Genomic DNA, 25,506 nt, shown 5'->3' on the forward strand with positions numbered 1-25,506 from the left:
GCCCGGATCACATCGGGCGTCGGGCCGGCCGGCGTTGCGGGTCGAGGTGGCAGGCGGTTACCTGGACGGATGGACCATCCGTGGCTGCACGCGCCCGCCGCCGCCGTCGCCGAGACCGCACGTAGCCTGCTCGGCTGGGAGGTCTCGGCCGGTGGCGTACGGATCCGGCTCACCGAGGTCGAGGCGTACGCCGGCACCGGAGAGGACCCGGCCTCGCACGCCCACCGTGGTCCGACACCGCGCACCAGGGTGATGTTCGGGCCGGCGGGGCACGCCTACACGTACTTCGTCTTCGGGGTCCACTGGTGTCTGAACGTCGTCTGCGGCCGCGACGGGGAGGCGGCGGCGGTCCTGCTGCGCGCCGGTGAGGTGATCGAGGGGGTGGATCTCGCCCGCAAGCGGCGGGGCGAGGTGGCCGACCGGGATCTGGCTCGTGGGCCGGCCCGGCTGGTGGTGGCGCTCGGCGTCGACGCGACGGCGAACGGCACCTCGATGCTCGACGGGACCGGAGCGTTGCTGCTGACGCCGCCGTCCCGCCCGGTCGCGCCGTCGGCCGTCTCCGCCGGGCCGCGCGTCGGGGTGGCCGCCGCGCACGACGTGCCCTGGCGCTTCTGGATCACCGGCGACCCGACCGTCAGCCCGTACCGCCGGCACGTGCCACGCCGCCGAACCTGACCCGTCCGGCAATGTCTGCGTCAGCGGTGACGGGGGACACTGGGGCGAGACGGGCTCGCGGAATAGTTGACTCGTCAAATATGTTGTCGGGAGCGCCGGGAGGCACCCCGCCCCGGTCGGACGAGACGAGGAGCGGTCATGCAGTTCGGAGTCTTCACCGTCGGCGACGTCACGGTCGACCCGACCAACGGTCGTGAGCCGACCGAGGCCGAGCGGATCAAGGCGATGGTGACCATCGCGCTCAAGGCCGAGGAGGTCGGTCTCGACGTCTTCGCCACCGGCGAGCACCACAACCCGCCGTTCGTGCCGTCGTCGCCCACCACCATGCTGGGCTGGATCGCCGCCCGTACCGAGCGGCTGCTGCTCTCCACCGCGACCACGCTGATCACCACAAACGACCCGGTGAAGATCGCCGAGGACTACGCGATGTTGCAGCACCTCGCCGACGGCCGGGTGGACCTGATGATGGGGCGCGGCAACACCGGCCCGGTCTATCCCTGGTTCGGCCAGGACATCCGCAACGGCATCCCGCTCGCGATCGAGAACTACGACCTGCTGCGCCGGCTCTGGCGCGAGGACGTGGTCGACTGGAAGGGACGCTTCCGTACGCCGCTTCAGTCGTTCACCTCGACACCGCGCCCGCTCGACGGCGTACCGCCGTTCGTCTGGCACGGCTCGATCCGCAGCCCCGAGATCGCCGAGCAGGCCGCCTACTACGGCGACGGCTTCTTCGCCAACCACATCTTCTGGCCGGCCGAGCACACCCGGCGGATGGTGGGGCTCTACCGGCAGCGCTTCGAGCACTACGGCCACGGCACCGCCGACCAGGCCATCGTCGGCCTTGGCGGCCAGGTGTTCATGCGCCGCAACTCCCAGGACGCGGTACGCGAGTTCCGGCCGTACTTCGACAACGCGCCGGTCTACGGGCACGGCCCGTCGCTTGAGGAGTTCACCTCGCAGACCCCGCTGACCGTGGGCAGCCCGCAGCAGGTCATCGACCGGACGCTCGGCTTCCGCGAGTACGTCGGCGACTACCAGCGCCAGCTGTTCCTGGTGGACCACGCCGGGCTGCCGCTGAAGACGGTGCTGGAGCAGCTGGACCTCCTCGGCGAGGAGGTCGTGCCGGTGCTGCGCAAGGAGTTCGAGTCGCTGCGGCCGGCACACGTACCGCTGGCGCCGACGCACGCGTCGCTGCGGGCCGCCGCCGAGCGCGGCGATGCCGGGGCGCAGGGGGACGCGAACGCGACGCGCAGCGACGAGACCCTCGCCGGGACCGGCGTGGAGGCTGACCGGTGACCGCACGCACCCTAGCCGTGGTGTCGGCGGGTCTCAGTCAGCCCTCGTCGACCCGGCTGCTCGCCGACCAGCTCGCCGCGGCCACCCGCGACGAGCTGGTCGGGCGCGGCGACACGGTCGAGCTGCGCCCGGTCGACCTGCGTGAGCACGCCCACGACATCGTCAACCACCTGCTCACCGGCTTCCCGTCGGAGCCGCTGCGGCAGGCGTTGGAGCAGGTCACCGGCGCCGATGGGCTGATCGCCGTCACGCCGATCTTCAACGCCTCGTACAACGGGCTGTTCAAGTCGTTCTTCGACCTGGTCGACGCGGAGGCGTTGGCCAGCCGGCCGGTGCTGATCGGCGCCACCGGCGGCACCGCCCGGCACTCCCTCGCGCTGGAACACGCGGTCCGTCCGATGTTCAGCTACCTGCGGGCGGTGGTGACCCCGACGGCGGTCTTCGCCGCGCCTGAGGACTGGTCGGGCGGCACGGCCGAGGGGGCGTTGCGCGCCCGGATCGGCCGGGCCGGCCGGGAGCTGGCCGAGGAGATCCACAGGCGGCCCGCCGCGAGCGGACCGGCCGATCCGTTCACCCTCACCACCGACTTCGAGCAGCTGCTGCGCGGCCGGGACGCCTGAACCGCCGGCCCGCGATGCCCGCCGGCCCGGGGACGCCCGCCGGCCCGCACCGGGGCGGCGGTACCGGCTCAGGCCGCGTGCCCGTACGGGTGGGCGACGAGCACCGGGCAGCGGGCGTGGTGCACAAGCGCCTGACTGACCGAGCCGAGCAGCAGCCCGGTGAAACCGCCCCGCCCCCGGGACCCAGCCACCACCAGCGCGGCCGTCTCGGACGCCTCGATCAGCGCCTGGTCGGGTTTGGGGGCGGTGACCAGGCGCTCGGTCACGGTCAGGTCCGGATGGGCGCCCCGGGCGGCCGCCGCCGCCGTGGCCAGCAGCTCCGTGGCCGGCCCGTCGGCATCGGCGTTCCGCTCGTCGGCGATGTGCACCAGCACCAGCTCGACGCCGCGCCGAGCGGCCTCGTCCGCGCCGTACCCGACGGCGAGTTCGGCCGGCTCCGAGCCGTCCACCCCGACCAGGACCGGTCCCTCGGTCGGGATCGGCCGGTCGGGCGGCCGGACCACCAGCACCGGGCAGTGGCCGTGCGCGGCAACCTGGGTGCCGACCGAGCCGAGCAGCAGCCCGGCGAAGCCACCGAGGCCCCGGCTGCCCACCACCACCAGCTCCGCCCGCCGCGACTCCTCGACCAGGGTGGCGCCCGGACCGCCGGCCACCTGCCGCACCTCGACGCTCAACCCCGGCCACCTGTCGAGCAGCTCAGCGGCGGTCTGTTCGAGCATCTTGCGGCCGTCCTCCGAGGGCGCCGGCAACCCCACGTCGTACGGGTTGATCGGTACCCCGTAGCCGAGCGGATGCAGGTAGCCGTGCACCAGGTGCAGCGGGCGGGAGCGCCACACCGCCGCCTGCGCGGCGTGCTCGGCGGCGACCAGGCTCGGTGGCGACCCGTCCACGCCCACCACGACAGCTCGGTTCATCAGCCTTCTCCAGAGATCGGTCAGGTCGTTGTCGACCGGTCGGTCATGATCCCTTGACCGTACGCGGCTTCCGTACGATCGCCACCGGCGACTCGGCGTGGTGCAGCACCGCGTGGCTGACCGAGCCGAGCAGCAGCCCGCCCAGCGCGCCCCGCCCGCGTGCGCCGACCACCACCAGTTGCGCGGTGCGGGACTGTTCCACAAGCGCCCCGCCGGGGGAGCCGCGGACCAGCCGCTGCCGCACGGTCACCTCCGGATAGCGCTCGGACCAGCCGGCCACCGATTCGGCGAGGACGCGCTCCTCCTGCTCCCGGAAGGCGTCCAGGTCGTAGACCAGCGGAAGGATGTCGCCGGGGCCGACCGGGGTCGGATACAGCCAGGCGTGCACCGCGATCAGCTCGGTGTCCCGCCGGGACGCCTCCGCGAACGCGAACGCCACCGCCTGTTCGGAGAGTTCCGAGCCGTCGACACCGACCACCACCGGACCGCTCGCCGGCGCTTCACCCCGGATCACCAGCACCGGGCAGTCGGCGTGCGCGCTGACCTGCACGGCGGTCGAGCCGAGCAGTAGTCCGGCGAAACCGCCGAGGCCCCGGCTGCCGAGCACCACAAGAGTTGCGGCAGCGGACTCCGCGAGCAGGACCGCGCTGGCCGCGCCGTGGACCACCGCACCGTCCACGGTGACCTCCGGCGCCACCTTGCGGGCCTCGGCCACCGCCTCGTCGACGTGCTGCCACGCCTGGTTGCGCAGCCCGCCGTCGGCGGGCGCGCCGGGTGCCGGTCCCAGCGGCACCCGCATCAGCGGCCAGATGAACGCGTGCACGATCCGCAGCGGGCAGTTGCGCTGCGCGGCCTCGCGCGCGGCGGCCCGGACCGCCTGCAAGGCCACCTCGGAACCGTCCGCACCCACCACCACCGGGGCTGCCATGTTGCTGGTCATCGTCTCCTCCTCGTCCGTTGTCAGCCTGACTCACCGGGCGGTGTCACGGACCCGCACCGCCGTTTCCGGGCGCCGATCTGCCGGCTGAGCCACAGCAGCAGACCCGGCAGGGTGCTCACCACGGCGCAGGCGAGCAGCTCCACCGCGCTGAGCGCCTCGGTGCCGAGCAACTCCCGCAGCGGCGGCACCAGCACCCCGGCTACCTGTAGCAGGGCGGAGGCGGCCACGGCCAGCGGCAGCGCCGGATTGCCCCGCCGTGCGCCCGCCGGCCGGGGCGCCCGGACCGCCAGCGCCACCCCGAGTTGGGCCAGGCCGAGCACCACGAACACCACCGACTGCCAGGGCCGGTCCCACCGTGCGGCGAGTACGCCCGCGCCGAGCGTCACCGCCGAGATCAGCGCGCCGGTGACCAGGATCTGCCGGCCCAGCCCGGCACCCAGCACCGACTCGCGGGGCGAGCGCGGTGCCCGGCGTAGCGTCCCGGGCTCGGCCGGCTCGGCACCCAGGGCGACCCCCGGCACACCGTGGGTGAGCAGATTGATCCAGAGGATCTGTGCCGGCAGCAGCGGCACGGGCAGCCCGAACAGCGGCCCGAGCAGCATCACCGCGATCTCGGCCAGACCGCCGGAGAGGGCGTAGCGCAGGAACCGGCGGATGTTGTCGTAGATCCGCCGGCCTTCGCCGATCGCGGTGGTCACGGTCGACAACTCGTCGTCGACCAGCACCAGGTCGGCCGCCTGGCGGGCGACCTCGGTGCCGCCACCCATGGCCACGCCGATGTCGGCCCGCCGCAGCGCCGGCGCGTCGTTGACCCCGTCGCCCGTCATCGCCACCACGTGCCCCCGCGACTGCAACCCGGCGATGATGTCGAGCTTCTGCTCCGGCTGGGTACGGGCGAACACCCGGGCGGCCGGGGGCGCCTCGGCGGGATCGCCGGTGTCGCCGCGTACCACCGGATCGCCTTCGCGCCAGAGGCCGAGCCGACCGGCGATGGTGGCCGCGGTGGCCGGATGGTCGCCGGTGATCAGCACCAGCCGGACCCCGGCGTCGGCGAGGCCACCGGCGGTGTCCGGCGCACCGGCGCGCAGCGGGTCACCGACCGCGACCAGTCCCAGCGGGCGTAGTCCCTGCGGCTGGGCAGGATCGGCGGGCGGGCTGTCGACCAGGGCCGCCGCCAGCGCGAGCACCCGCAGCCCGTCGGCGGCCAGCCGGTGCGCGGCGGCGCTCAACGCGGCCAACTCGTCGGCGGTGGCGTCGAGCAGCGGTGCGGTGAGCACACTCTCCGGAGCGCCCTTGCACACCACCAGGTAGCGGCCGTCGCAGGAGCGGTGCACCGTGGTCATCCGGCGTAGCTGCTGGTCGAAGGGGTGTTCGGCGATCCGGGGCCAGGCCCGGCGGGTGGCGTCGGGGTCCAGGCCGGAGCGGGCGGCGAAGGCCACCAGCGCCGCCTCCAGCGGGTCACCGACGGCGCGCCACCCCGGCCGTTCGTCGTCCGGCGGGGCCAGGGTCGCGTCGTTGCAGAGCAGCCCGGCGCGGGCCAGCCGGCGAAGCTCGTCCGGCGCGCTCACCTGGACGCCGTCCCGGTGCACCGCGCCGTGCGGGGCGTACCCGCTGCCGGTGACCGAGAACCGGGCGCCGTCGGCGGTGACCGCCTGCTGGACGGCCATCCGGCCCTCGGTGAGCGTGCCGGTCTTGTCCGAGGCGATCACGGTGACCGAGCCGAGCGTCTCCACCGCGTGCAACCGGCGGGGGATCGCCCGGGCAGCGGCCATCCGGCGCGCGCCGAGAGCCAGGGCAAGCGTGACGACCGCCGGCAGCGACTCCGGTACGGCGGCCACCACCAGGCTGACGGCGGTGACCGCCATGTCCACCACCGGCCGCCCGCCGAGCACGCCGACGGCGAAGACCAGCCCGGAGAGGAGCACGGCGACCAGGCCGAGGATCCGGCCGAGGGCGTTGAGGCGGCGTTGCAGCGGCGTGGCGGCCGGCCGGGTGGTGGCCGCCAGGGTGGCGATCCGGCCCAGCGCGCTGGCCGGGCCGGTCCGCAGCACCGTGCCGGCGGCCCGGCCGGTGGTCACCACCGTGCCGGCGCTGGCCTCCGCGCCCACCTCGCGGGCCACCGAGACCGACTCGCCGGTCAGCGCCGACTCGTCCAGGGTCAGCCGGTTCGCTGCGTCGAGCAGCAGGTCGGCCGGGACCACGTCACCGGCCTCGAGCCGGACGCGGTCGCCCCGGACCAGTTCGGCGGCGGGCAGCACCACGTCGTGACCGTCGCGGACCACCCGGGCGGTCGGCGCGGCGAGCTGGTCGAGCGCGGCGATGGCCCGGTCGGCGCGTACCTCCTGGACCACCCCGATCGCGGTGTTCACCGCGACGACGAGCAGGATCACCGCCGTGTCGGGGTAGTCCCGCAGCGCGGTGGTGACCACGGCGGCGGCCAGCAGCAGGGCGACCAGGGGATCGGTGAGCTGCCGCAGGATCCGGCCGGCCAGGTGCCGGCGGGGCGGTGCGGCGGCGACGTTCGGCCCGTCGACGCGCAGCCGCCGCGCCGCCTCGGCGGAGCTGAGCCCGATGCCCGGCTCCGCCGTCGCGACGGTCTCGGCGCGTACGTCCCCGCCCGCGAACTGGACCTGTCCGGTCACCGGCCGCTCCACCCCGTCCGCCGGGCGCGCCCCTACGGCACGCCCGCTGCGATTCCAGCCTCGCCCAGGCCGGCAGTGGCCGGCAGGGGCGATCCGCCCGCGTGACCCGGGACCAACGGCCCTGTCGGGGCCGCCCCCTGCGGCCCGTCACCCGAGCGCGCCCCCGCCGGGGCGACGGGGGCACCCGATGCGTTCGTCACCGCTCGACCACCAGCCGACGGGCCCGGAGCAGCCGGGCCCACCAGGGCCGGGGCGCGCGGGGCGCCGGTGCGGGTACGCCACGGAGGCTGACCCAGCCGCCCGGTCCCATGGTCAACGCGCCGATCGCGGGCGGCCGGCGTCGGCCCAGCACCGCGACACCGGTGGTGACCAACCCGGCGGCCAGCACTGCGGCCGTCGCGACGAGCAGCCGGTCCGGGTCGGGCAGCGGCCGGTACCGGATCCGCCCGCCGCTGGCCACGAAGACCCCGATCGGCCGTCCGTCCCGGGTCACCGGCACCAGCGCGGCGGGCGGTGTGCCCGGCAGCGGCAGCACCGGGCCGACCGGCGCCGGCGGCGGCGCGGCGATCGGCTGTGCCGGCTCGGGAGCGGGCCGGGGCGGAACCAGCGGCAGGGGACCGGTGGCGTTGAAGATCGCAGTCATCTTGGGTACCTCCCATCGGGCGTCGTAGCCGGCGCAGGTTCGCCGTCGATGCCTCTGCATCTCTTGGTAGCAGCGCCGGTGCTCGTCGGGGCAGGGCCGAAGGCCGATCCGGCACGGGCCACAGGTCCCCTGCCCGGACACGTATCGTCGGCCGGTGACCGAAGACCTGCGGCTGCGCCCGGTCGGCGAGGACGACCTGGTGGAGTTCTTCGCCCAGCAACTCGACCCGGAGGCCAACCGGATGGCGGCCTTCGGCGCGCCGGATCCGACCGACCGGCGGGCGTTCGCCGCGCACTGGGTGCGGATCCTGACCGATCCGCAGATCGTGGCCCGGACCGTGATCGTGGACGGCGAGGTGGTCGGGCACGTGCTGGCCTTTCCGGTGGGCGACCGGACCGAGGTCAGTTACTGGATCGACCGGGACCGGTGGGGCCGCGGGTACGCCACCCGCGCGCTCGCCGCGCTGCTGCGCGAGGTCACCCGCCGGCCGCTGTACGCCCGTACCGCGACCGACAACGTCGCCTCGCTGGCCGTGCTGCGTAGGTGCGGGTTCGTGGTGCGCGGCACCGAGCGGGCGTACGCCCCGGCTCGGGGCCACGACGTCGACGAGTACCTCCTCGAACTGCCCGCCTGACCGGTTCGCCCGAACCGGTCGGTGGCCACCCGCCTCGCCGCTGACCTGGGCGGCGACTACCCTCGCGGGGTGAACTGGCTGGAACTTGTCGGCTGGGCCGGCTCGGCGTTGCTGGTCTGGTCCCTGCTGCAGACGCGCATCCTGCGGCTGCGTGCCCTGAACCTGATCGGCTGTCTCGTCCTGATCGGCTACAACGCCGCGGTGCAGGTCTGGCCCATGGTGGGGCTCAACGTGGTGCTCGCCGTGATCAACCTCTGGTACCTGCGGCGGTTGTTCACCACCCGGCACGACGAGCAGACCTACCAGGTGGTCGAGGTACGCTCCGACGACGCCTTCCTGGCGCACACGCTGCGGGTGCACGCCGCCGACATCGCCCGGTTCAACCCCGGCTTCCAGCCCGATCCGGTGCCGGGCCGGTCGGCCTACCTCGTGGTACGCGCCGACGAGGTGGTCGGCGTGGTGCTGGCCCGGGACGTCGGTGACGGCATCGCCCAGATCGACCTCGACTACGTCACCCCGTCGTTCCGGGACTTCACCCCGGGCGAGTTCGTCTACCGGCGGAGCAGCCTCTTCACCGATCGTGGCTTCCGCCGGGTGGTCAGCCCGCCCGGCATGATCGCCCCGTACTACCACCGCCTCGGCTTCCGCCGCGAAGGCCACTCGTACGTCCTGGACCTCCCCACCACCCCCACCCCTCTCCGTTGATCATGAAGTTGTTGCCACCCCGCTCCGGCGTGTCGCGGCAATCACTTCATGATCGTTAGGCGGTTTCGGGCTTCCCGCCGGGACATGATTCGCGGACGGGGCGAGTGGGCATAGGGACCCCCACGCCGGCGGGAGGCCGTTGGCGGCGCCACCGGGCGCGGGTCCAGCGAGGGAGAGCCGGGCGTGCAGAGCTACTGGAGCCAGCTGGCCCTGGTCGGAGTCCTGATCGTGGTGAACGCGATCTTCGCGGGCAGCGAGCTGGCGCTTGTGTCGCTGCGCGACAGCCAGGTGCAGCGACTGGAACGCACCGGCCGGGCCGGTCGGGTGCTGGCCCGGTTGGCCCGGGATCCCAACCGGTTCCTGGCCACCATCCAGATCGGCATCACCCTGGCCGGTTTCCTGGCCTCGGCGGCCGCCGCGGTGTCCCTGGCCCGGCCGCTGGTGCCGCTGCTGGAGGGCGTCTTCGGCCGGGCCGCCGAACCGGCGGCCATCGTGCTGGTCACGCTGGCGTTGACCTTCTTCACCCTGGTCTTCGGTGAGCTGGCGCCGAAACGGATCGCGATGCAGATCCCGGAGCGTTGGGCGCTGCTCGTCGCGCGCCCACTGGACCTGCTCGCCGCGTTCACCCGCCCGGCGGTCTGGGCACTGAGCGCCACCAGCGACCTGGTGGTGCGGATGGTCGGCCTGAACCCGAAGCCCGAGCGGGACGAGATCAGCCCCGACGAGCTGCGCGACATCGTCTCCGGCCACCACGGCTTCACCAAGGAGCAGCAGACCATCATCGCCGGTGCGGTGGAGATCGCCGAGCGGAAGCTGCGCGCGGTGCTGGTGCCCCGGCTCCAGGTCTTCTGCCTCGACAGCGGCACCACCGCCGAGGCCGCCCGGCTGGTGCTGGCCGCCTCCGGGCACTCCCGCGCGCCGGTGGTCCGGCACGGGGGACTGGACGAGGCGGTCGGCGTCATCCACCTGCGGGACCTGGTCGGCGTACGCGACGACCAGCCGGTCGACGAGGTGGCCCGGCCGCCGATGCTGCTGCCGGACTCGGTGCCGGTGGTGGACGCGCTGCGCCAGTTCAAGGCCGAGCGCCAGCACATGGCCCTGGTGGTGGACGAGCGCGGCGCGGTCGACGGGATCGTCACCCTGGAGGACATCCTGGAGGAGATCGTCGGCGAGATCTACGACGAGACCGACCGGGACGTACGCGAGGTGCGCACCGAGCCGGACGGTTCGCTGCTGCTGCCCGGCACCTTCCCGATGCACGACCTGCCCGACATCGGTGTCGACCTGCCGGGGCGCCCGGAGGGCGACTACACCACCGTGGCCGGGCTGGTGCTCGCCGTGCTCGGCCGGATTCCCACGCTCGGCGAGCATGTCACCGTCGACGGCTGGCGGCTGGAGGTCACCCACGCCGACGACCGGGCCATCTCCGAGATCCGGCTGCGCCGCCGCGCCGAGCGGACCGAGTCGGACGAAGATCCGGAAGCGACCTCGGACCCGGACCGGGAGCCGATGGAAAACCGGGATCCGGCGGAGGGCCGGGGCTCGGCGGGGGAGGGCCGGGATCCGGCGTCGGATCAGCCCTCGCCGGCCGGTCTCGCCTGACCGGTTGGGGGCGGGTCGAGCCCGGGCAGACCGGGCAGCGGTGGGTCCAGCCGGACCCGACGCACCGGCACCTGGATGGTGCTGCGGCCGAGCAGCCGGGCCGCCGCGCGGATGGCCCACGGGCCCGACGGGTGCCGTTCCGAGCCGATCAGCCGGCCACTCAACCGGCCGTACCAGTGCCGGGTGACGACCAGGTCGGTCAGCCGTAGCGGTCCGCCGGGCGTACCGCGGACGACCAGGTCCACCACCCGACCCAGCCGTCGTCCCCGCTCGTCGTACGCGGTGCGGCCGAGCAGCTCACCCGCTCGCACGGCCGGCTCCCGGGATCTTGTCGATCAGGTGGCGGCGCAGCCAGTCCTCCACTGGTGAGGTGGGCAGTTCCTCGGCCCGGATCCGCAGCCACACGGCGCTGTCCACCCTGGCGACCAGCGGGTACGGGATGCGCAGCGGCGCCAGCGGCCGGTCGGTGACGAACCGCTCGGCGGCCAGTACCAGCATCCGGCCGAGCCGGCCGCCGACCCGCAGCCCGAGTGCGCCCGGTCCGCTGAGCAGCGTCCGCAGGTACGGGTTCCCCTCCGCGTCGAGCGCGAACTCCACGTCGTCGACCTTGCCGATCAGCCGGCCGTGCCGGTCGACGAGTTGCCGGTCGAGTAACTCGCGGCTCACCTCGATCCTCACTGTCCCATCCTCGTGCCGACGGCCAGCGGTACGGCGGCGATCGACGCCACCAGGATGACCAGCAGCAGCGCGGCGGCCAGCGTGTTGAGCCAGCGTCCGTTGACCCGGTCGCCGAGGTATCTGCGGTCGTTGGCGACCACAAGGATCGGCAGGTACGTCAGGGGCAACGCCACCGCGCTGATGATCAGCATGTACTCGGTGAGCGCCACCGGGTCGATGGTGGTGAGCAGCAGGAGCACCCCGAGCAGCACGCTGACCAGCAGCACGGTGTGGAACCGGGCCGCCTCGCGGGGGCTGACCCGTTTGCCCCACTGCCAACCGAAGTACTGTGCGGCGGCGTACGCGGCGGAGAGCCCGGTCTCCAGCGCGGCGCCGAAGGTGACCGCGAAGAACGCCAGCGCCGCGATAGCCAGGCCGACCCCGCCGAAGGCCAGCACGACCGGGTGGGCGACCTCTTCGAGGCCGGAGACGGTCAGTCCGGCGGGGCCGAGCACCACGGTCGCGGTGGCGATCAGGGAGAGCGCGAGGAACCCGCCGATCGGGAACCCGACCAGCACGCTGAACCGGGCGTCGGCCAGGTCGGCGGCACTCCAGCGTTCCTCCACCCCGCCGGAGGAGAAGAAGAAGACCTCGTACGGGCTGACCGTGGAGGCGAAGAGCGCCACCGCGATGAACCAGTACGCGCCCCAACCCTGCCCGGCGTCGTCGACGGTGACCGCGCCACGGCCGAGGGCCGCCCAGTCGGTGGGCAGCCAGAACAGCGCCACGGCGAAGACCACAAGCACCAGACCGGCCAGCCCGAACACCCGCTCCATCACCGGGAACCGGATCCGCCACAGCACCAGCCAGACCGCCACCCCGGCGACCGGCACCCAGATCAGGTAGGGCACCCCGCTGGCCAGCCGCAGCGCCAGCGCCACCCCACCCAGTTCGGCACCGAGGGTGACCACGGTGACCACGTAGGACGCCACCAGGTTGAGCAGTGCCACCCGGGCGCCGAGCCGCTCCCGGATCAGGTCGAACACCGCCCGGCCGGTCACCGCCGCGATCCGTCCGGCCATTTCGGCGTACGCGCAGATCGCGACCACGCCGAGCAGCAGCACCCAGCTGTGCGCCATGCCGAAGCGTGCGCCGGCCTGACTGGCGGCGACCAGGTCGCCGATGTCCACGAAGCCGCCGACCGCGGAGAGGATCCCGAGCGTGGCGGCGAGCAGCTTCTTCACATCGGTGGCAACACGGGCGGGGTCATCACCCCGACGATATCGTCACCAAAGGCGCAATATGCCGCGAAACGCGCAGCCGTAAGGGCCCCTCAACAGCTGGGCTTCACCCGACGGGACTGGCGTCGACCGGGCTGCCGCGTCGGACACCGTCGGGGTCGTGTGGCGGGCGGGGTTCGTCGACCGGTGGCCAGCCGGCCGTCCAGGTCCGGCGCTCCCGCCAGACGGTCACCCAGTTCACCCCGCGCGACCGGTCGGTGCCGAGCACCAGCTTGCCGGCGGCTCGCAGCCCGACGCCGGCCACCAGCAGGCCGACGCCGAGCCGGGATCGCAGGGGCGACCAGTGCCGGCGGAAATAGGTGACCTTGCCCCGGAGGATCTTGATCCGCTGCCCCTCCGAGCTGGACGAGGCACCGCCCACGTGGATCACGGCCGCGTCGGGATAGAGCACCGGCCGCGCGCCCGCCGCGACAGCCCGGGTGCACAGGTCGATGTCGTCGCTGTAGAGAAACAGCTGCGGATCGAAGCCGCCGAGCCGGTCGAAGAGCGTACGTTCGATGAGCAGGAAACAGCCGGAGACGGCCGGCACCTCATGTACCGTGCGTCGGTCGTACGCGGGCAGGCTCTCCGGGTTGGCCCAGTGGCGGCGCCGGAACGCCGTCGAAAGTCCGGTGGCGAAGGTGAACTGACTCCACAGGCTGGGCAGCCCCAGGCAGGAGTGGCCGTCGTCGGTGCCGTCGGCGTGCAGGGTCCGTCCGGTGTAGACGCGGTGCTCCGGCCGCTGCCGGGCGAACCTCATCAGGTCGGCGACCGGCCGGCCAACGGGTACGGTGTCCGGGTTGACCAGCAGGAGATAGTCGCTGTCGCTGGCGACCGCGCCGCGGTTCACCCCCCGTCCCCAACCCACGTTCTCGGTCAGCCGGACCAGCGTCACCCCGGGAAACTCTTCGGCGATCGCCTCCGCCGAGCCGTCGCTGGAGGCGTTGTCCACGACGACGATGTCGAATCGCACGTCCGGGGTACGACTGGCCTCCAGTTCGCGTAGGCACCGCAGCGTCAGCGTGCGGGTGTTGTACGAAACGATCACGATGCTGAGGTCGGGGCGGCTCATGGTAGATCTCCCGATGGAGTCGGCGGCTGTCCCCGGTGTAGTCGGCGTAGCGCGGTCACCGTCAGCAGTTCCAGGGCGAAGGGGAGGTCGTGGATCAGGTAACGGCGGGCCAGCCGGGCCGGCTCGTTGGCCAGGCGGTGCATCCATTCGAGGCCGGATCGCTGCATCCACAGCGGCGCTCGCCGGTGGATGCCGGCCACGAAGCCGATGGCCGCGCCGCAGCCGAGGAACCAGGTGCCGGGTAGCAGGGCGCGCAGCCGGGCGATCACCCTTTCCTGCTTGGGGAAGCCGAGCCCGACATAGACGATGTCCGGCGCGGTGGCGGCCACGGTGGCGCAGGCGGCCTCGAACTGCTCGGGTCGGGTGTCGAACCCGAACGGTGGGCTGAGGTGCCCGGCGATGCGCAGTCCGGGGAACCGGGACCGCATGGCCTGCTCCGCCCGGCTGGCGGTGCCGGGCGCACCGCCGAACAGGTAGACGGAGCGGTTCTGTTCGGCCATCGCCGCCGTCAGGCTCCAGATCAGATCCGAACCGGGTACCCGCGCGGGGAGCGGATTACCGGCGAGCTGGCTCGCCCAGATCAACGGTTTCCCGTCCGCCACGACCACGTTCGCCGATGCCACGTGGGCGCGGGCTTCCTGATCTCGGCGGGTACGACGAAGAATGTCCACGTTCGGGGTTACGATCTGGCCGCCCCGGCCTGCGGTGATCTCGGCGACGACATGCCGGATCACGTCCTTCTCGTGAAAAGGATCAAAGTCAATCCCGTACAGTTTGATCCGGTTTCCGGAGGCGAAACCGTTCGCATCGGATGACACGAAACAGCATCCTAGCGATGCTTTAGCTGCGACAACGCGGCAAGCTGATGTCGTGTTTCAGTCTCTGTGCCGTGTCCTGGCCCTTTGGTCGGTTGATTGTCCACGCTGCGGACTGCCACTATCGGCGGGTGCGAATAGATGTCATCATGCCGGCCTTCAATGAGGCTGCGGGAATCGCCGGTACGCTGCGTCGACTGTCGGAATCTTCACAATTGGGCAATGATCTGAAGATCGTCGTCGTCGCCAATGGCTGCACCGACGACACCGCAGCGGTTGCTCGTTCATTCGGCGTACACGTTCTGGAAATACCGACGCCGTCCAAGACGGCCGCGATGAATGCCGCCGAGCAGGTGATCGACGGTGACGTACGAATCTACGCGGATGCCGACGTGCCGATCACGGCGGAATTGTTACACGACCTCGCCGCCGCCGTCGGGCGGCCCGGTGTCGCCGCGGCGGTGCCCCGGCCGGTGATCGACACCTCGGGGAGTGCCTGGCCGGTCCGGGCGTACTACGCGGTCAACGCGCGGCTGCCGGTCTTCCGGAACCGGCTCTTCGGCCGGGGGATCATCGCGCTCTCCGCCGAGGCCCGGTCGCGTTTCGCTCGTTTCCCCGAGATCATCGCCGATGACATGTTCCTCGACGCGGTCGTGCGGGCCGACGAGAAGGTGGAGATCGCGGCGGCGGTCCCGGTGCGGGTGCCGCGACGTACCGGGGATCTGGTCCGCCGGGTGGCCCGGGCGCGGGAGGGAAACGCGGAGTTCTGGCGCTTCCTGCGGGCCGCGCCGCCAGAGTACGGCGTGGCCGCCGACCCGGTGCCCGGCCCGAGTTCCTGGTCCTGGTTGCGGCAGGTGCTGCTCCGGTCACCTCGGCTGGCGCCGGCAGCGCTCTGCTACGTCGCGATCATCCTGCTGGCCGAGGCGAAGCGCCGCTCGCCGGGCTGGAGTGCCCGGTCCGGCTGGGGGCGACCGGGGTCGGTACGGGCGCGACGGTAGCCCCGAGGCGGTGTCGTATTTCTGCCATCAATGGGGCGATACGGGTTAGCAGGATATTCGTTAAGTACCGCTTAAATCTGCGGGACGAACATTCCGGCGGCACGCCGGGCGTCGTTAGCCGTCACAGCAATGACGAGCGAAAAACGCGACTGCTGCTCGCATTCGGTGGGTCCGGCTGGATCGCAGTTCCACGTGGACCGCCCGGCACCGGCGGCAGCGCATACCTGACGGAAAGGCGCTATTTCGTGGAAAGCCCGTATCCCCCCGCTGCTCCACTTCGTCTCGCGTACCCGCACCCCGCGCCGCCGGCCCGCCGACCGGGGCGCGGCCGGGTCCTCACCACGGTCGCCGCAGCCATGATCATCGTGCTCGCGTCGGCGCTGGGCGCCTGGGGCACCGCCGCGGCGGTCACCAGCTACTCGTTCTTCGCCGACCTGGACGTCTCCGGGGTGCCGACCGATCCGGACGCCACCCCGGTCGAGGTGGGGCTGCGCTTCACCTCGTCGAGCGACGGCACGCTGACCGCTGTGCGGTTCCTCAAGGCGGCGGGCTCCGGCAACACCCACCCGGTGAGCGTGTGGACCGCAGGTCAGCGGCTGGCCACGGCGACCTCGACCAATGAGACGAGTTCCGGGTGGCAGGAGGTGCGGCTGCCAGCTCCGGTCGTGATCAAGGCCGGTGAGGTCTATGTCGTCTCGTACCACACGACGCGGTACCGGGTCTCGGAGGACTACTTCGCCGAGAAGGCCAGCTCGGGTCCGCTGATGACCACCTCCGGTGCGGGTGTCTACGCGTACGGCGAGTCGAGCTTTCCCACCGAGACGTACCGGGCGAGCAACTACTGGGTGGACGTGGTCTTCGCGCCCGCCCCGGTTGCCCCGACCACGGCACCCACCACGCCGACGGCCACCACGGCGCCACCGACGGGCACGCCCACGGCCAGTCCACCGGTTCGCCGAGCCTTGAACCTGCCCCTGGTCGCCTGGGAGGGCGGTCCGTCCTACTACGCGAATTTCCCGGTGCCCAACGCGGCGGGCTGGGCCAGCCACAACTTCTTCCCGATCGGCGTGTGGTTCGAGTCGGTGCTCACCCAGCACGACGTCGACCTGGATCGCGCCGCCGGGCTCAACACCTACGTCGTACTGACCTCGAACTCCGACCTGTCCCTGGTCCGGCGCAACGGCATGTTCGCCGTCGTGGACACCGACGTGCCGGGGCAGGGCGCCGAGACGACGGCGTGGGGCCTCAACGACGAGGTCGACATGTGGGCCGGGCCCGGCACCGGCACCTGGACCGGAAACTACCCGGGCGAGGGGCAGATCTGTGTCGGTGCCCAGCTCGACTGCGGTTTCGACGTGCTGCGCCGGCTCTCCGCCAAGCTGCCGACCGGCGACGGTCGGATGCGGTACGCGAACTTCGGCAAGGGGGTGATGTTCTGGAACACCGACAGCGAGGCCAGCCACTTCGCCAACAGCTACACGTCGCTGTTCTCCAGTGACATCTACTGGTACACCGATCCGAACGTATGCCTCTCCGTCTCGGAGGGACCCAGCATCGGGGTCTCCGCGAGCACCTGCCGCCGCGCCGCCAACTACGGCCTGACCATGCAACGGATGCGCCAGGTCGACGCGATGGACGGCAAACGTCAGCCGATCTGGGCCTTCGTCGAGCTGGGGCATCCGTTCACCGAGGATTCGGCACCGACCATCACCGGGCCCCAGATCGCCGGTGCAGTGATCAACTCTCTGATCAACGAGGCCCGCGGCATCATCTACTTCAACCACAACTTCGGCGGGCCGTGCCTCACCCAGCATCTGCTGCGCGACGAGTGCGGTGCGGCGGTGCGGCCGACGGTGACCGAGTTGAACAAGCGGATCACCAGCCTGGCGCCGGTGCTCAACACCCAGTCGTACGCCTGGACCTTCAACCACCATCTCGACACGATGCTGAAGGAGTACGCCGGTTCGTACTACATCTTCGCGATGCCGGGCCGCACCGGCGGCACCGGCATCCAGGGGCTCACGTTGCCGGCGGGCATCACCGCGAACCAGGCGCAGGTGCTCTTCGAGAACCGGACGGTGCCGATCAGCGGGGGAATGATCAACGACAACTTCGCCAGCGAGCATTCGTACCACATCTACAAGATCACGCCGACCGGCTGATTGGGACCACCGGCGGACAGTCCGGCACCACCCTCGGTGGCGCCGGACTGTCGCTATTTGGAAACCAGCTCGCAGCAATTGACTGTCGCATTCCTGACTGGCCGCCGTCTTGACCTCCGCTGAGATGGAGGACGAGGTGAATTCCGGCTCCGCGCGTCCGCTACCTCCTTGCACCAGGGGCATGCCGATTGGACACTGGGCTGGCAATACGCATGGGCGACGTGGGTGGGTCACGTCCGGGAAAACGTCGGCCCTCGTACTGGGGCTGAGAGGGACGTAGTGGACTTCTGGGACCTGACCAAGCTTCTGATCCGCCGGTGGTACATCGCCGGTCCGTTGCTGTTGCTGACGGTCGCCGCCACCGTTCTAGCGGCGGTCAAGATAGAGCCGAATTACGTGGCGACCAGCTATGTCCAACTTGTCCCGCCCTCGGTCACTCCGAAGGAAGACGACCGCCGTACGCCCCGACCACGCAACCCGTGGCTCGATCTCGGCCTCGCCTCGCTGGGCAAGGCGGCCATCCTCACCGTGCAGGACCAGAAGGTGGTGGAGGCGCTCAAGGACGCGGGGTACACCGACTCCTTCACCCTCACCCTGGACCAGGCGCTGCCGATCGTCACCTTCGAGGTCATCGCACCCACCAGGGAACAGGCCACGGCCACCACCCAGGAACTGGTCCGGCGCTTCGGCGAGAACGTGACCGCCCTCCAGGCCGACTACGGTGCCGTCGCCGAGCAGACGATCACCACTCTCCGGTTGACCGTCGGGGAGAACGTGACCGAGTCGACCTCGAAGGTCAAGCGGGCACTGGTCGCCATCGCCGGGCTCGGCGTACTGCTCACCACGGCACTGACCGTGCTGCTGGACGCGGTGATCCGGCGTCGGCGGGGGCGACACTCGGCGGCCACCGCGCCGCCGACCGCTGTCCCACCGGTGAACCAGCGGAGCGCCTGGGCCGAGCGGAACAGCGCCCAGGCCGGCGGCCTGGACGACCGTGGCGCGGCGCTCGAACCGGTTTCCGCCGACGCGACGGTCATCGTGCCGCGCACCGAGTGGCCGCCGCCGGGTGCCAAAGGCAACCACCGTTGACCATGTCGCTACTGCACCCGGCGGATCTCGAGCCGGCCAGCGTCGCGAACGGCGTGTACGTCTCCCGGCGCCGGTACGCCCGGGTGGACGCCGCCGTGCTGCTCAGCCTGATGCTCTGCCTGCTCATGCTGATCCCGGCGAAGCTGATCGTGCCCAACATGACCGACCTGGGGCGGCCGGCGCTCATCATCGCGGTGCTGCTCTCGGCCTGGTGGGTTCTGGTGCGGTGCAGTCCGCGACTGTCCATGGTGGGGCCGCAGCCGTTGCGTTGGGTGGTGTTGCTCTACCTGCTCTGGGCGATCCTCTCCTACGCGGTGGGTTTCCTGCGTGGTCTGACCACGATGGAGGCCAACAGCGCCGACCGGGCGATGCTCTACGTTGCCGCGTTCGCCGGTGTGGTGCTGGTGGTTGCCGACGGGCTGCCGAACTGGGACCGGTTACGGCTGGTCTTCCGGGTGTTCGTCTGGTGTGCCGGCTTCATGGCCCTGGTCGGGCTGTTGCAGTTTGTCCTCTGGACCGATGTCACCGTTTATCTGATGGTGCCCGGGCTCGAGCCGAAAGGCTTTGTGCCGGGATTCGAGATACGGGGTTCCGGAATCCGGGTGGCCAGCACAACACTGCATTACATCGAATTCAGTTCGGTGATGGCCATGAGCCTGCCATTTGCGATTCATTTCGCCCGCTTCGCTCCCGAGCGAAAGGACCGGCAGCGTTTCGTGATTCTCGCCCTGCTCATCGCGGCGGCGATTCCCACCACGGTCTCCCGCACCGGTTTCCTGGCGGCGGGCCTGATGCTGCTGGTCATGGTGCCGATCTGGAATTGGCGGATGCGGTACAACATGGCGATGATCGGGGCCGGACTGCTGACCGCCCTGATGTTCCTCAAGCCCGGCCTCATCAACACGGTGGTCGGGCTCTTCACCGGCGCCTCCGAGGATCCGAGCGTGACCGCCCGCACCGACCGGTACGAGATGGTGCAGAGCTACTTCGTCGAGCGTCCCTGGCTCGGCCGGGGGATCGGCACCTGGGTCTGGCCGCAGTACCAGTATCTCGACAACCAGTGGTTCGCGCAGGCGCTAGCCGGCGGGCTGGTCGGCGTCGCCGTGCTCGCGGCGCTGCATCTGGCTGCCATGGCGTTGGCCGTTGTCGCCCTGCGTCGGGCGACCCGCGCGGAGGATCGGCATCTCTGCGCGGCGCTCATCTCGACCCAGATCGTCGCGATAGCTGTCGGGTTCACGTTTGATTCGTTGAGCTTCACCACCTTCGCCACGCTGCTGCCGCTCATGATCGGCGCGACCGGTGCGGTCTGGCGTTTCACCCACCCGCGACGAACCGTCCGTACCTCAACCACCCGTTGGTTCGCGGCCGGGTAGCCGACAGCCGGTGGTGAAATTACCGGTTGCGAAATGGTCCGGTTGGTCCGAACAGGTGGGTCGATCATCGTTTTCCCGATGGAACGATCCGTTTGGTGGAGTAGCCGGGTAGTTTGCATCTATACCGTCACTCCCAGTTAGCTGGGCTGAAAAATGCCTGGTCGTGGCTGGGGCGACGGCGGGAGACGTGAATCATGGGTGGGGGTCCGGGGAGGCGATTCCGTCGAATTGTGGCGGTATCTTCAACATGGGGCATGGTGGTTGCCGGATCCGTGGTGATCTGTGCGGCATCGGCGGCCGGCGAAATTGATCCGTGCAATCCGGTGGTGAATCCGATCGTCTGCGAAAACAGCAAAGAGGGCACACCCAGCGCGGTGTGGGATGTTCCCTGGGGGGACGACGAGAGCATTCAGGGATTCGCCACGGAAATGAGCGTCAACCTGGGGGAACGGATCGACTTCAAGATCAAGACTGATGCGGCTGACTACCGCATCGACATCTACCGGCTGGGCTACTACGGTGGCGCCGGAGCGCGCCGGGTCGCCGAGATCGCCCCGCTGGTGGCGCTGCCGCAGGTGCAGCCCGCCTGCGTCAGCGACCCGAGCACCAATCTCGTCGACTGCGGCAACTGGGCGGTGTCGGCCTTCTGGAACGTGCCCGCCACGGCGGTGTCCGGCGTCCACCTCGCTCGGTTGACCCGGACGGACACCGGGGGAGCCAGCCACATCACATTCGTGATCCGCGACGACGCGAGCACCTCGGATCTGTTCTTCCAGACCTCCGACACCACCTGGCACGCATACAACTCGTACGGCGGCGCCAACCTCTACCCGGGGCTTCTCGGGCGGGCATACAAGATCAGCTACAACCGGCCGTTCGCCACCCGACGCGAGGCCAGTCGCGACTTCCTGTTCAGCAACGAGTACCCGATGCTGCGTTTCCTGGAACGCAACGGATACGACATCAGCTACACCACCGGCGTCGACTCCGACCGGCGTGGCGAACTGATCCGCAACCACAAGGTCTTCATCTCCACCGGCCACGACGAGTACTGGTCCGGTGCCCAACGCGCAAACGTCGAGGCGGCCCGCGACGCCGGGGTCAGCCTCGCCTTCTTCAGCGGCAACGACGTCTACTGGCGCACCCGCTGGGAACCGAGCGTGGACGGCAACGACACGCCGCACCGCACCCTGGTCTGCTACAAGGAAACCTGGGAGAACAAACGGATCGAGGACACCCCGCAGGAGTGGACCGGGACCTGGCGCGATCCACGGTTCAGCACCCCGACCAACGGTGGCGGCCGTCCGGAGAACGCACTGATCGGCACCGCGTACATGGCCAACTTCACCGACCTGCCGCTTCAGGTGCCGGCCGAGCAGGGCCGGTACCGCTTCTGGCGCAACGCCGGGCTGCCCACCACCGGGACCGCCACCCTGGCCCCGCACATCGTCGGCTACGAGTCGAACGAGGACCTCGACAACGGCTTCCGGCCGCCGGGCCTGATCCGCCTCTCCACCACCGTGGGACCGACCCCGGAGTACCTGCAGGACTTCGGCTCCGAAACGGCCGCCGGCACCACCACCCACCACGCGACGCTCTACCGCGCCGCGAGTGGAGCCCTGGTCTTCTCCGCCGGCACCATCCAGTGGGCCTGGGGATTGGACACCTACCACGACGGGGTGCGGTCGCCGGTCAGCCGGCCGATGCAGCAGGCCACCGTCAACCTGTTCGGGGACATGGGGGTGCAGCCCGGCACGCTGATGACCGACCTGGAGCCCGTCAGTTCCTCCACCGACACCGAGGCGCCCACGGTCGCCATCACCGCGCCGGCGGCGGTCACCACGGTCGCCAACGGCAGCAAGGTCACCGTCCGCGGCACCGCCGCCGACACCGGCGGCGGCCGGGTCGCGGGCGTCGAGGTCTCCACCAACGGCGGCGCCACGTGGCACCCGGCCACCGGCACCACCGACTGGGCGTACGAGTTCTACACGGCCGGCCTCGGTGCCCAGGTGTTCCACGTACGCGCGATCGACGACAGCGTCAACATCGGCAGCGCGTTGGAGAGCAGGTTGTTCAATCTCACCGGACCGAGCACGCTCTTCGGTGCCCGGGTGCCGAAGACGGCCGCTGCCACCGACTCCACCGCGGTGGAACTGGGTGTCCGATTCAGGCCACAGGTCGACGGGCTGGTCACCGGCATCCGCTTCTACAAGGGGCCGGGCAACACCGGCACGCATACCGGAAGTCTCTGGACCGTGGGCGGCCGGCTGCTCGCGGGAGGTACCTTCACCGGCGAGAGCAGCACCGGTTGGCAGACTTTGACCTTCAGCAGGCCGGTCGAGGTGTCGGCCGGCACCACCTACGTGGCCTCGTACTTCGCGCCCTACGGGCACTACGCGGCCGACGAGTACTACTTCTCCCTGGCCGACCAGATCGCCGGGCCGCTGACCGCGCCGCACTCGAACCTCGACGAGCCCAACGGCGTCTACAAGTACGGTGCCGGCTTCCCGGACCGCCCGTCGAGTGCCACCAACTACTACGTGGACGTGCGATTCGTGGCCAGCGAGGACGCGCCACCCATGGTGGTCGGGACGACGCCGATGGACAACGCGACAGGCGTACCGCTGGACTCGACGCTGTCGGTGATCTTCTCCAAGGCGGTCGCGCCGTCGTCCATCCAGTTCACCCTCCGGGACGCCAATGGTGATCCGGTGGCGGGCGACACGTCCTACCAGGCGGCAACCAGGACGGCGACCTTCACTCCCAGCGAGGAGTTGCAGTCGGCGCAGCGCTACACCGCAAGCGTGACCGCCGAGGACACCCGGGGCAACGCGTCGGACTCGCCGACCGAGTGGAGCTTCACCGTCGACCTCGACCCGTCGGTGGTGCGGCTCTTCGCTGCCGACGCGGTGCCGACGAACCCGGCGGTGTCCGACGACAGCGGTGCGGTCGAACTTGGGGTCAGGTTCACTGCGTCGGTCAGCGGCACGGTACTCGGGCTGCGTTTCTACCAGGGGCCGGGCAACACCGGTGCGCACACCGGAACCCTCTGGTCGGCCGCTGGCGAGCGACTGCGGCAGGTCACCTTCGGGCCGAAGTCCGGCCAGGGCTGGCAGACCGCGGCGTTCGCCGAGCCGTACCCGGTCAGCGCCGGTACCACGTACGTCATGTCGTACTTCGCGCCGAACGGCAACTACGCCTATGACCCGGGTTTCTTCGACAGGCCCTGGACCAACGGGCTGCTCAGCGCGCCGAGCAACGGCAACGGAGTGTTCCGGTACGGATCGTCGGGATTCCCCACGCAGTGGTACCAGAACGCCAACTACTGGGTGGATCCGCTGTTCAAGCCCGGGGCAGGGCCCACCCCCACGCCGAGTCCGACACCATCCGCCACACCCAGCCCGACACCGTCGGTCACGCCGAGTCCGGCGCTGTCGGTCACGCCGAGTCCGACGCCGAGTCCGGCGCTGTCGGTCACACCGAGTCTGGCGCTGTCGGCCCCGCCGAGTCCAGCACCGTCGGGCACACCGAGTTCGACACCGTCCGGGCCGGCCGGCGCACCGGCCGGCGTCAACATCTTCACCGGTTCGGCGGCACCCCAGGTGACCAGTTGGAACGATCCGGACGCCCTTGAGGTGGGCGTCGCGTTCCGCAGCGAGGTCGCCGGAAAGGTGACCGGGATCCGCTTCTGGAAGGGCAACGGCAACACCGGCGTGCACACCGGTTCGCTCTGGTCCGCCAGTGGCGCGCGGCTGGCGACGGCGACCTTCGTGGCCGAGACCGGATCCGGTTGGCAGAGCGTACGGTTCCCGGAACCCGTGCCGATCACCGCCGGTACGACGTACGTCGCGTCGTATCACACGACGAGAGGGCACTACGCGGTGAACATCGCCGCGTTCCAATCGGGAGAGGTGGTGACCGGCCCGCTGCGGGTGTCGGCCAACGCCGGCCGCTACCGATACGGTCCGAGCGCGTTCCCGAACTGGACCTCCCACCACAACTACTGGGTCGACGTCTTCTTCGAACCCAGTGGAACCTGACAACCGCCCTCGGCAGCACGGCCCACCGCGCCGTGCTGCCGAGGACGGCGGCCAACACCGTCGGTCGCAACGCAGCAGCCGTCCTCAGCAGCTCCCACCGGGCACCGGACGGCGGTAGCTCCGGTAGATGTCGGCGAGGTCGGCGCGCAGACCGTCCGGGTGGTACTCCGAGCGGACCCGGTCGGCTGCGGCCCTTCCGGCCGATACCAGCGACGTCGGTTCCTCGTCGTAACGGCGTAGCGCCTGCTCGACGGCGACCGCGAAGCCCAGCAGGTCGCCCTCGGCGACGGGGGAGCAGTAGCCGGGGTCGAAGAAGTCCCGCCCGCCCAGCCCGGTGAAGCCGACGACGTACGCGCCGCTCGCCATCGCCTCGGCCGGTGGCAGGCCGAACCCCTCGCGCTCGCTGAAGCTGAGGAAAATCGCGCAACCGCGCAGCGCCTCGGCGGTCTGCGCCTCGCTCATGCCGTCGATCGGCACGAGTTCCCAACCCGCAAGCACGCCGCGGGCCCGCAGGATGTGCAGCAACTGTTCCTGCTCGGCGGCGCGACGGCGGGGCATGTGCCCGATCCGGCGGGGTGCCGGGCGGGCCGGCGGATGGAAGAGCTGGGCGTCGACCACCACCCGGGCCAGTCGCACGTCGAGGTCGGCGAAGGCGTGGCGTAGCAGTGCGACGTTGTCCCGGGAGACCGTCAGCAGCGCCTCGACGCCGGGACAGTCCCGGTACGGTGCACCGGCCGAGGTGCCGTCGAGCGACAACTCGGCGAAGGTGCGGTACGCGTTCTGATTGAAGATCAGCTTGCGGGCGGGTGCGGGCAGCCGGCGCAGCGCCGGACCGTAGTACTCGGGGACCACCAGCAGGTCGGCGGGACCGAGCGTGACCTGACCGGCAGCGATCACCCGGGTGTCGTTGGCGAACCAGTCGGCGCGGAAACCCGGACGGGAGTGCAGCACCGCCGCGGGGACGCCCGACTCGTTGAGCAGGTCCACGTGGCGGTAGAGGTTGCGGATGCCGCCGCTGGGTCGGTTGTCGTCCGGGCTCAGGTAGTAGACGACGCCCTCCTCGGCGCGACCGGCATCGTAGCGAAGCGGTGGGGGAGTACGACGTCGCAGCTCCCGGGCATGGCCGAGGCGTCGGATCCGGTCCCGCGCCAACCGCTTCGTGCGACCGATCATGATGATTGCCCGTCCCCTTCGCCGTCCGCCTGAGTGCGGGTACCGCCCTCAGCGTGTCCCCGCGAACGCTCTGCGCAACTATCGTGGAGCCGGGGCGGCACGGCATCCCCCGTTGGTACGGCGCGTACTGTCGGGCAGTTGACGGTGCGGATCTCTGGCGTCACCTAGGGTTACGG

Annotated in this window: 21 protein-coding genes; 11 read left to right on the forward strand and 10 right to left on the reverse strand. The window is 71.0% G+C overall.

The annotated features are described in order from the left end of the window. The first annotated feature begins 69 nt into the window (after nucleotides 1–69). The 3 genes from AC507J_RS17575 to AC507J_RS17585 all read left to right on the forward strand — a co-directional run bounded on the left by AC507J_RS17575 (nucleotide 70) and on the right by AC507J_RS17585 (nucleotide 2,591). A complete protein-coding gene (locus AC507J_RS17575; protein WP_496290226.1) occupies nucleotides 70–675 on the forward strand; it encodes a DNA-3-methyladenine glycosylase in 606 nt (201 codons plus the stop codon). 138 nt (nucleotides 676–813) lie between these two features. Further along, nucleotides 814–1,971 carry an LLM class flavin-dependent oxidoreductase gene (locus tag AC507J_RS17580; protein ID WP_496290227.1) on the forward strand — a complete coding sequence of 386 codons (1,158 nt, stop codon included), beginning with the start codon at nucleotides 814–816 and terminating at the stop codon, nucleotides 1,969–1,971. After that, nucleotides 1,968–2,591, forward strand: coding sequence for an FMN reductase (locus AC507J_RS17585; protein ID WP_496290228.1), 624 nt, complete (start codon nucleotides 1,968–1,970; stop codon nucleotides 2,589–2,591). Before AC507J_RS17580 ends, AC507J_RS17585 begins: the two co-directional genes overlap by 4 nt. A 68-nt stretch (nucleotides 2,592–2,659) precedes the next feature. On the opposite strand, the gene AC507J_RS17590 is transcribed toward AC507J_RS17585, so the two are convergent. From AC507J_RS17590 to AC507J_RS17605, 4 genes are all read right to left on the reverse strand, one after another. After that, nucleotides 2,660–3,505 (reverse strand): universal stress protein, encoded by an 846-nt coding sequence (locus AC507J_RS17590; RefSeq protein ID WP_496290229.1) that lies wholly within the window; start codon nucleotides 3,503–3,505, stop codon nucleotides 2,660–2,662. A gap of 43 nt (nucleotides 3,506–3,548) precedes the next feature. Continuing rightward, a complete protein-coding gene (locus tag AC507J_RS17595) occupies nucleotides 3,549–4,445 on the reverse strand; it encodes a universal stress protein (protein WP_496290230.1) in 897 nt (298 codons plus the stop codon). Between the two features lie 20 nt (nucleotides 4,446–4,465). Then, nucleotides 4,466–7,018, reverse strand: a complete 2,553-nt coding sequence (locus AC507J_RS17600; RefSeq protein WP_496290262.1) for a cation-translocating P-type ATPase — start codon at nucleotides 7,016–7,018, stop codon at nucleotides 4,466–4,468. A 265-nt stretch (nucleotides 7,019–7,283) separates the two neighbouring features. Continuing rightward, nucleotides 7,284–7,730 (reverse strand): hypothetical protein, encoded by a 447-nt coding sequence (locus AC507J_RS17605; protein ID WP_496290231.1) that lies wholly within the window; start codon nucleotides 7,728–7,730, stop codon nucleotides 7,284–7,286. Nucleotides 7,731–7,884: 154 nt separating this feature from the next. On the opposite strand from AC507J_RS17605, the gene AC507J_RS17610 reads away from it, so the two are divergent. From AC507J_RS17610 to AC507J_RS17620, 3 genes are all read left to right on the forward strand, one after another. After that, entirely contained in the window at nucleotides 7,885–8,364 is a 480-nt protein-coding gene (locus tag AC507J_RS17610) for a GNAT family N-acetyltransferase (RefSeq protein ID WP_496290232.1), read from the forward strand. A 69-nt stretch (nucleotides 8,365–8,433) separates the two neighbouring features. Further along, complete coding sequence (locus AC507J_RS17615) at nucleotides 8,434–9,069, forward strand: hypothetical protein (protein WP_496290233.1); 636 nt, start codon at nucleotides 8,434–8,436, stop codon at nucleotides 9,067–9,069. Nucleotides 9,070–9,252: 183 nt separating this feature from the next. Then, nucleotides 9,253–10,671, forward strand: a complete 1,419-nt coding sequence (locus tag AC507J_RS17620) for a hemolysin family protein (RefSeq protein WP_496290234.1) — start codon at nucleotides 9,253–9,255, stop codon at nucleotides 10,669–10,671. Here the strand turns inward: AC507J_RS17620 and AC507J_RS17625 are convergent. From AC507J_RS17625 to AC507J_RS17645, 5 genes are all read right to left on the reverse strand, one after another. After that, nucleotides 10,644–10,982, reverse strand: coding sequence for a PRC-barrel domain-containing protein (locus tag AC507J_RS17625; RefSeq protein WP_496290235.1), 339 nt, complete (start codon nucleotides 10,980–10,982; stop codon nucleotides 10,644–10,646). The two genes, AC507J_RS17620 and AC507J_RS17625, sit on opposite strands and share 28 nt — an antisense overlap. After that, entirely contained in the window at nucleotides 10,969–11,349 is a 381-nt protein-coding gene (locus tag AC507J_RS17630) for a hypothetical protein (RefSeq protein ID WP_496290236.1), read from the reverse strand. The genes AC507J_RS17625 and AC507J_RS17630 overlap by 14 nt, the downstream gene beginning before the upstream one ends. Continuing rightward, nucleotides 11,346–12,572, reverse strand: coding sequence for an NRAMP family divalent metal transporter (locus AC507J_RS17635; RefSeq protein ID WP_496290237.1), 1,227 nt, complete (start codon nucleotides 12,570–12,572; stop codon nucleotides 11,346–11,348). Before AC507J_RS17635 ends, AC507J_RS17630 begins: the two co-directional genes overlap by 4 nt. 103 nt (nucleotides 12,573–12,675) lie before the next feature. Then, nucleotides 12,676–13,680 (reverse strand): glycosyltransferase family 2 protein, encoded by a 1,005-nt coding sequence (locus AC507J_RS17640; RefSeq protein WP_496290238.1) that lies wholly within the window; start codon nucleotides 13,678–13,680, stop codon nucleotides 12,676–12,678. After that, nucleotides 13,677–14,498, reverse strand: coding sequence for a WecB/TagA/CpsF family glycosyltransferase (locus AC507J_RS17645; RefSeq protein WP_496290239.1), 822 nt, complete (start codon nucleotides 14,496–14,498; stop codon nucleotides 13,677–13,679). Before AC507J_RS17645 ends, AC507J_RS17640 begins: the two co-directional genes overlap by 4 nt. A gap of 146 nt (nucleotides 14,499–14,644) precedes the next feature. On the opposite strand from AC507J_RS17645, the gene AC507J_RS17650 reads away from it, so the two are divergent. From AC507J_RS17650 to AC507J_RS17670, 5 genes are all read left to right on the forward strand, one after another. Beyond that, a complete protein-coding gene (locus AC507J_RS17650) occupies nucleotides 14,645–15,493 on the forward strand; it encodes a glycosyltransferase family 2 protein (protein ID WP_496290240.1) in 849 nt (282 codons plus the stop codon). Between the two features lie 245 nt (nucleotides 15,494–15,738). After that, entirely contained in the window at nucleotides 15,739–17,655 is a 1,917-nt protein-coding gene (locus tag AC507J_RS17655) for a DUF4082 domain-containing protein (protein WP_496290241.1), read from the forward strand. Nucleotides 17,656–17,934: 279 nt separating this feature from the next. Then, nucleotides 17,935–18,744 (forward strand): hypothetical protein, encoded by an 810-nt coding sequence (locus AC507J_RS17660; RefSeq protein ID WP_496290242.1) that lies wholly within the window; start codon nucleotides 17,935–17,937, stop codon nucleotides 18,742–18,744. Between the two features lie 2 nt (nucleotides 18,745–18,746). Next, complete coding sequence (locus tag AC507J_RS17665; RefSeq protein ID WP_496290263.1) at nucleotides 18,747–20,117, forward strand: O-antigen ligase family protein; 1,371 nt, start codon at nucleotides 18,747–18,749, stop codon at nucleotides 20,115–20,117. 428 nt (nucleotides 20,118–20,545) lie between these two features. Beyond that, nucleotides 20,546–24,157 (forward strand): DUF4082 domain-containing protein, encoded by a 3,612-nt coding sequence (locus AC507J_RS17670; RefSeq protein WP_496290243.1) that lies wholly within the window; start codon nucleotides 20,546–20,548, stop codon nucleotides 24,155–24,157. 84 nt (nucleotides 24,158–24,241) lie between these two features. On the opposite strand, the gene AC507J_RS17675 is transcribed toward AC507J_RS17670, so the two are convergent. Continuing rightward, complete coding sequence (locus tag AC507J_RS17675; protein WP_496290244.1) at nucleotides 24,242–25,330, reverse strand: glycosyltransferase; 1,089 nt, start codon at nucleotides 25,328–25,330, stop codon at nucleotides 24,242–24,244. Between the last annotated feature and the right edge of the window lie 176 nt (nucleotides 25,331–25,506).

The organism is Micromonospora sp. PRAS1, from assembly GCF_059553435.1.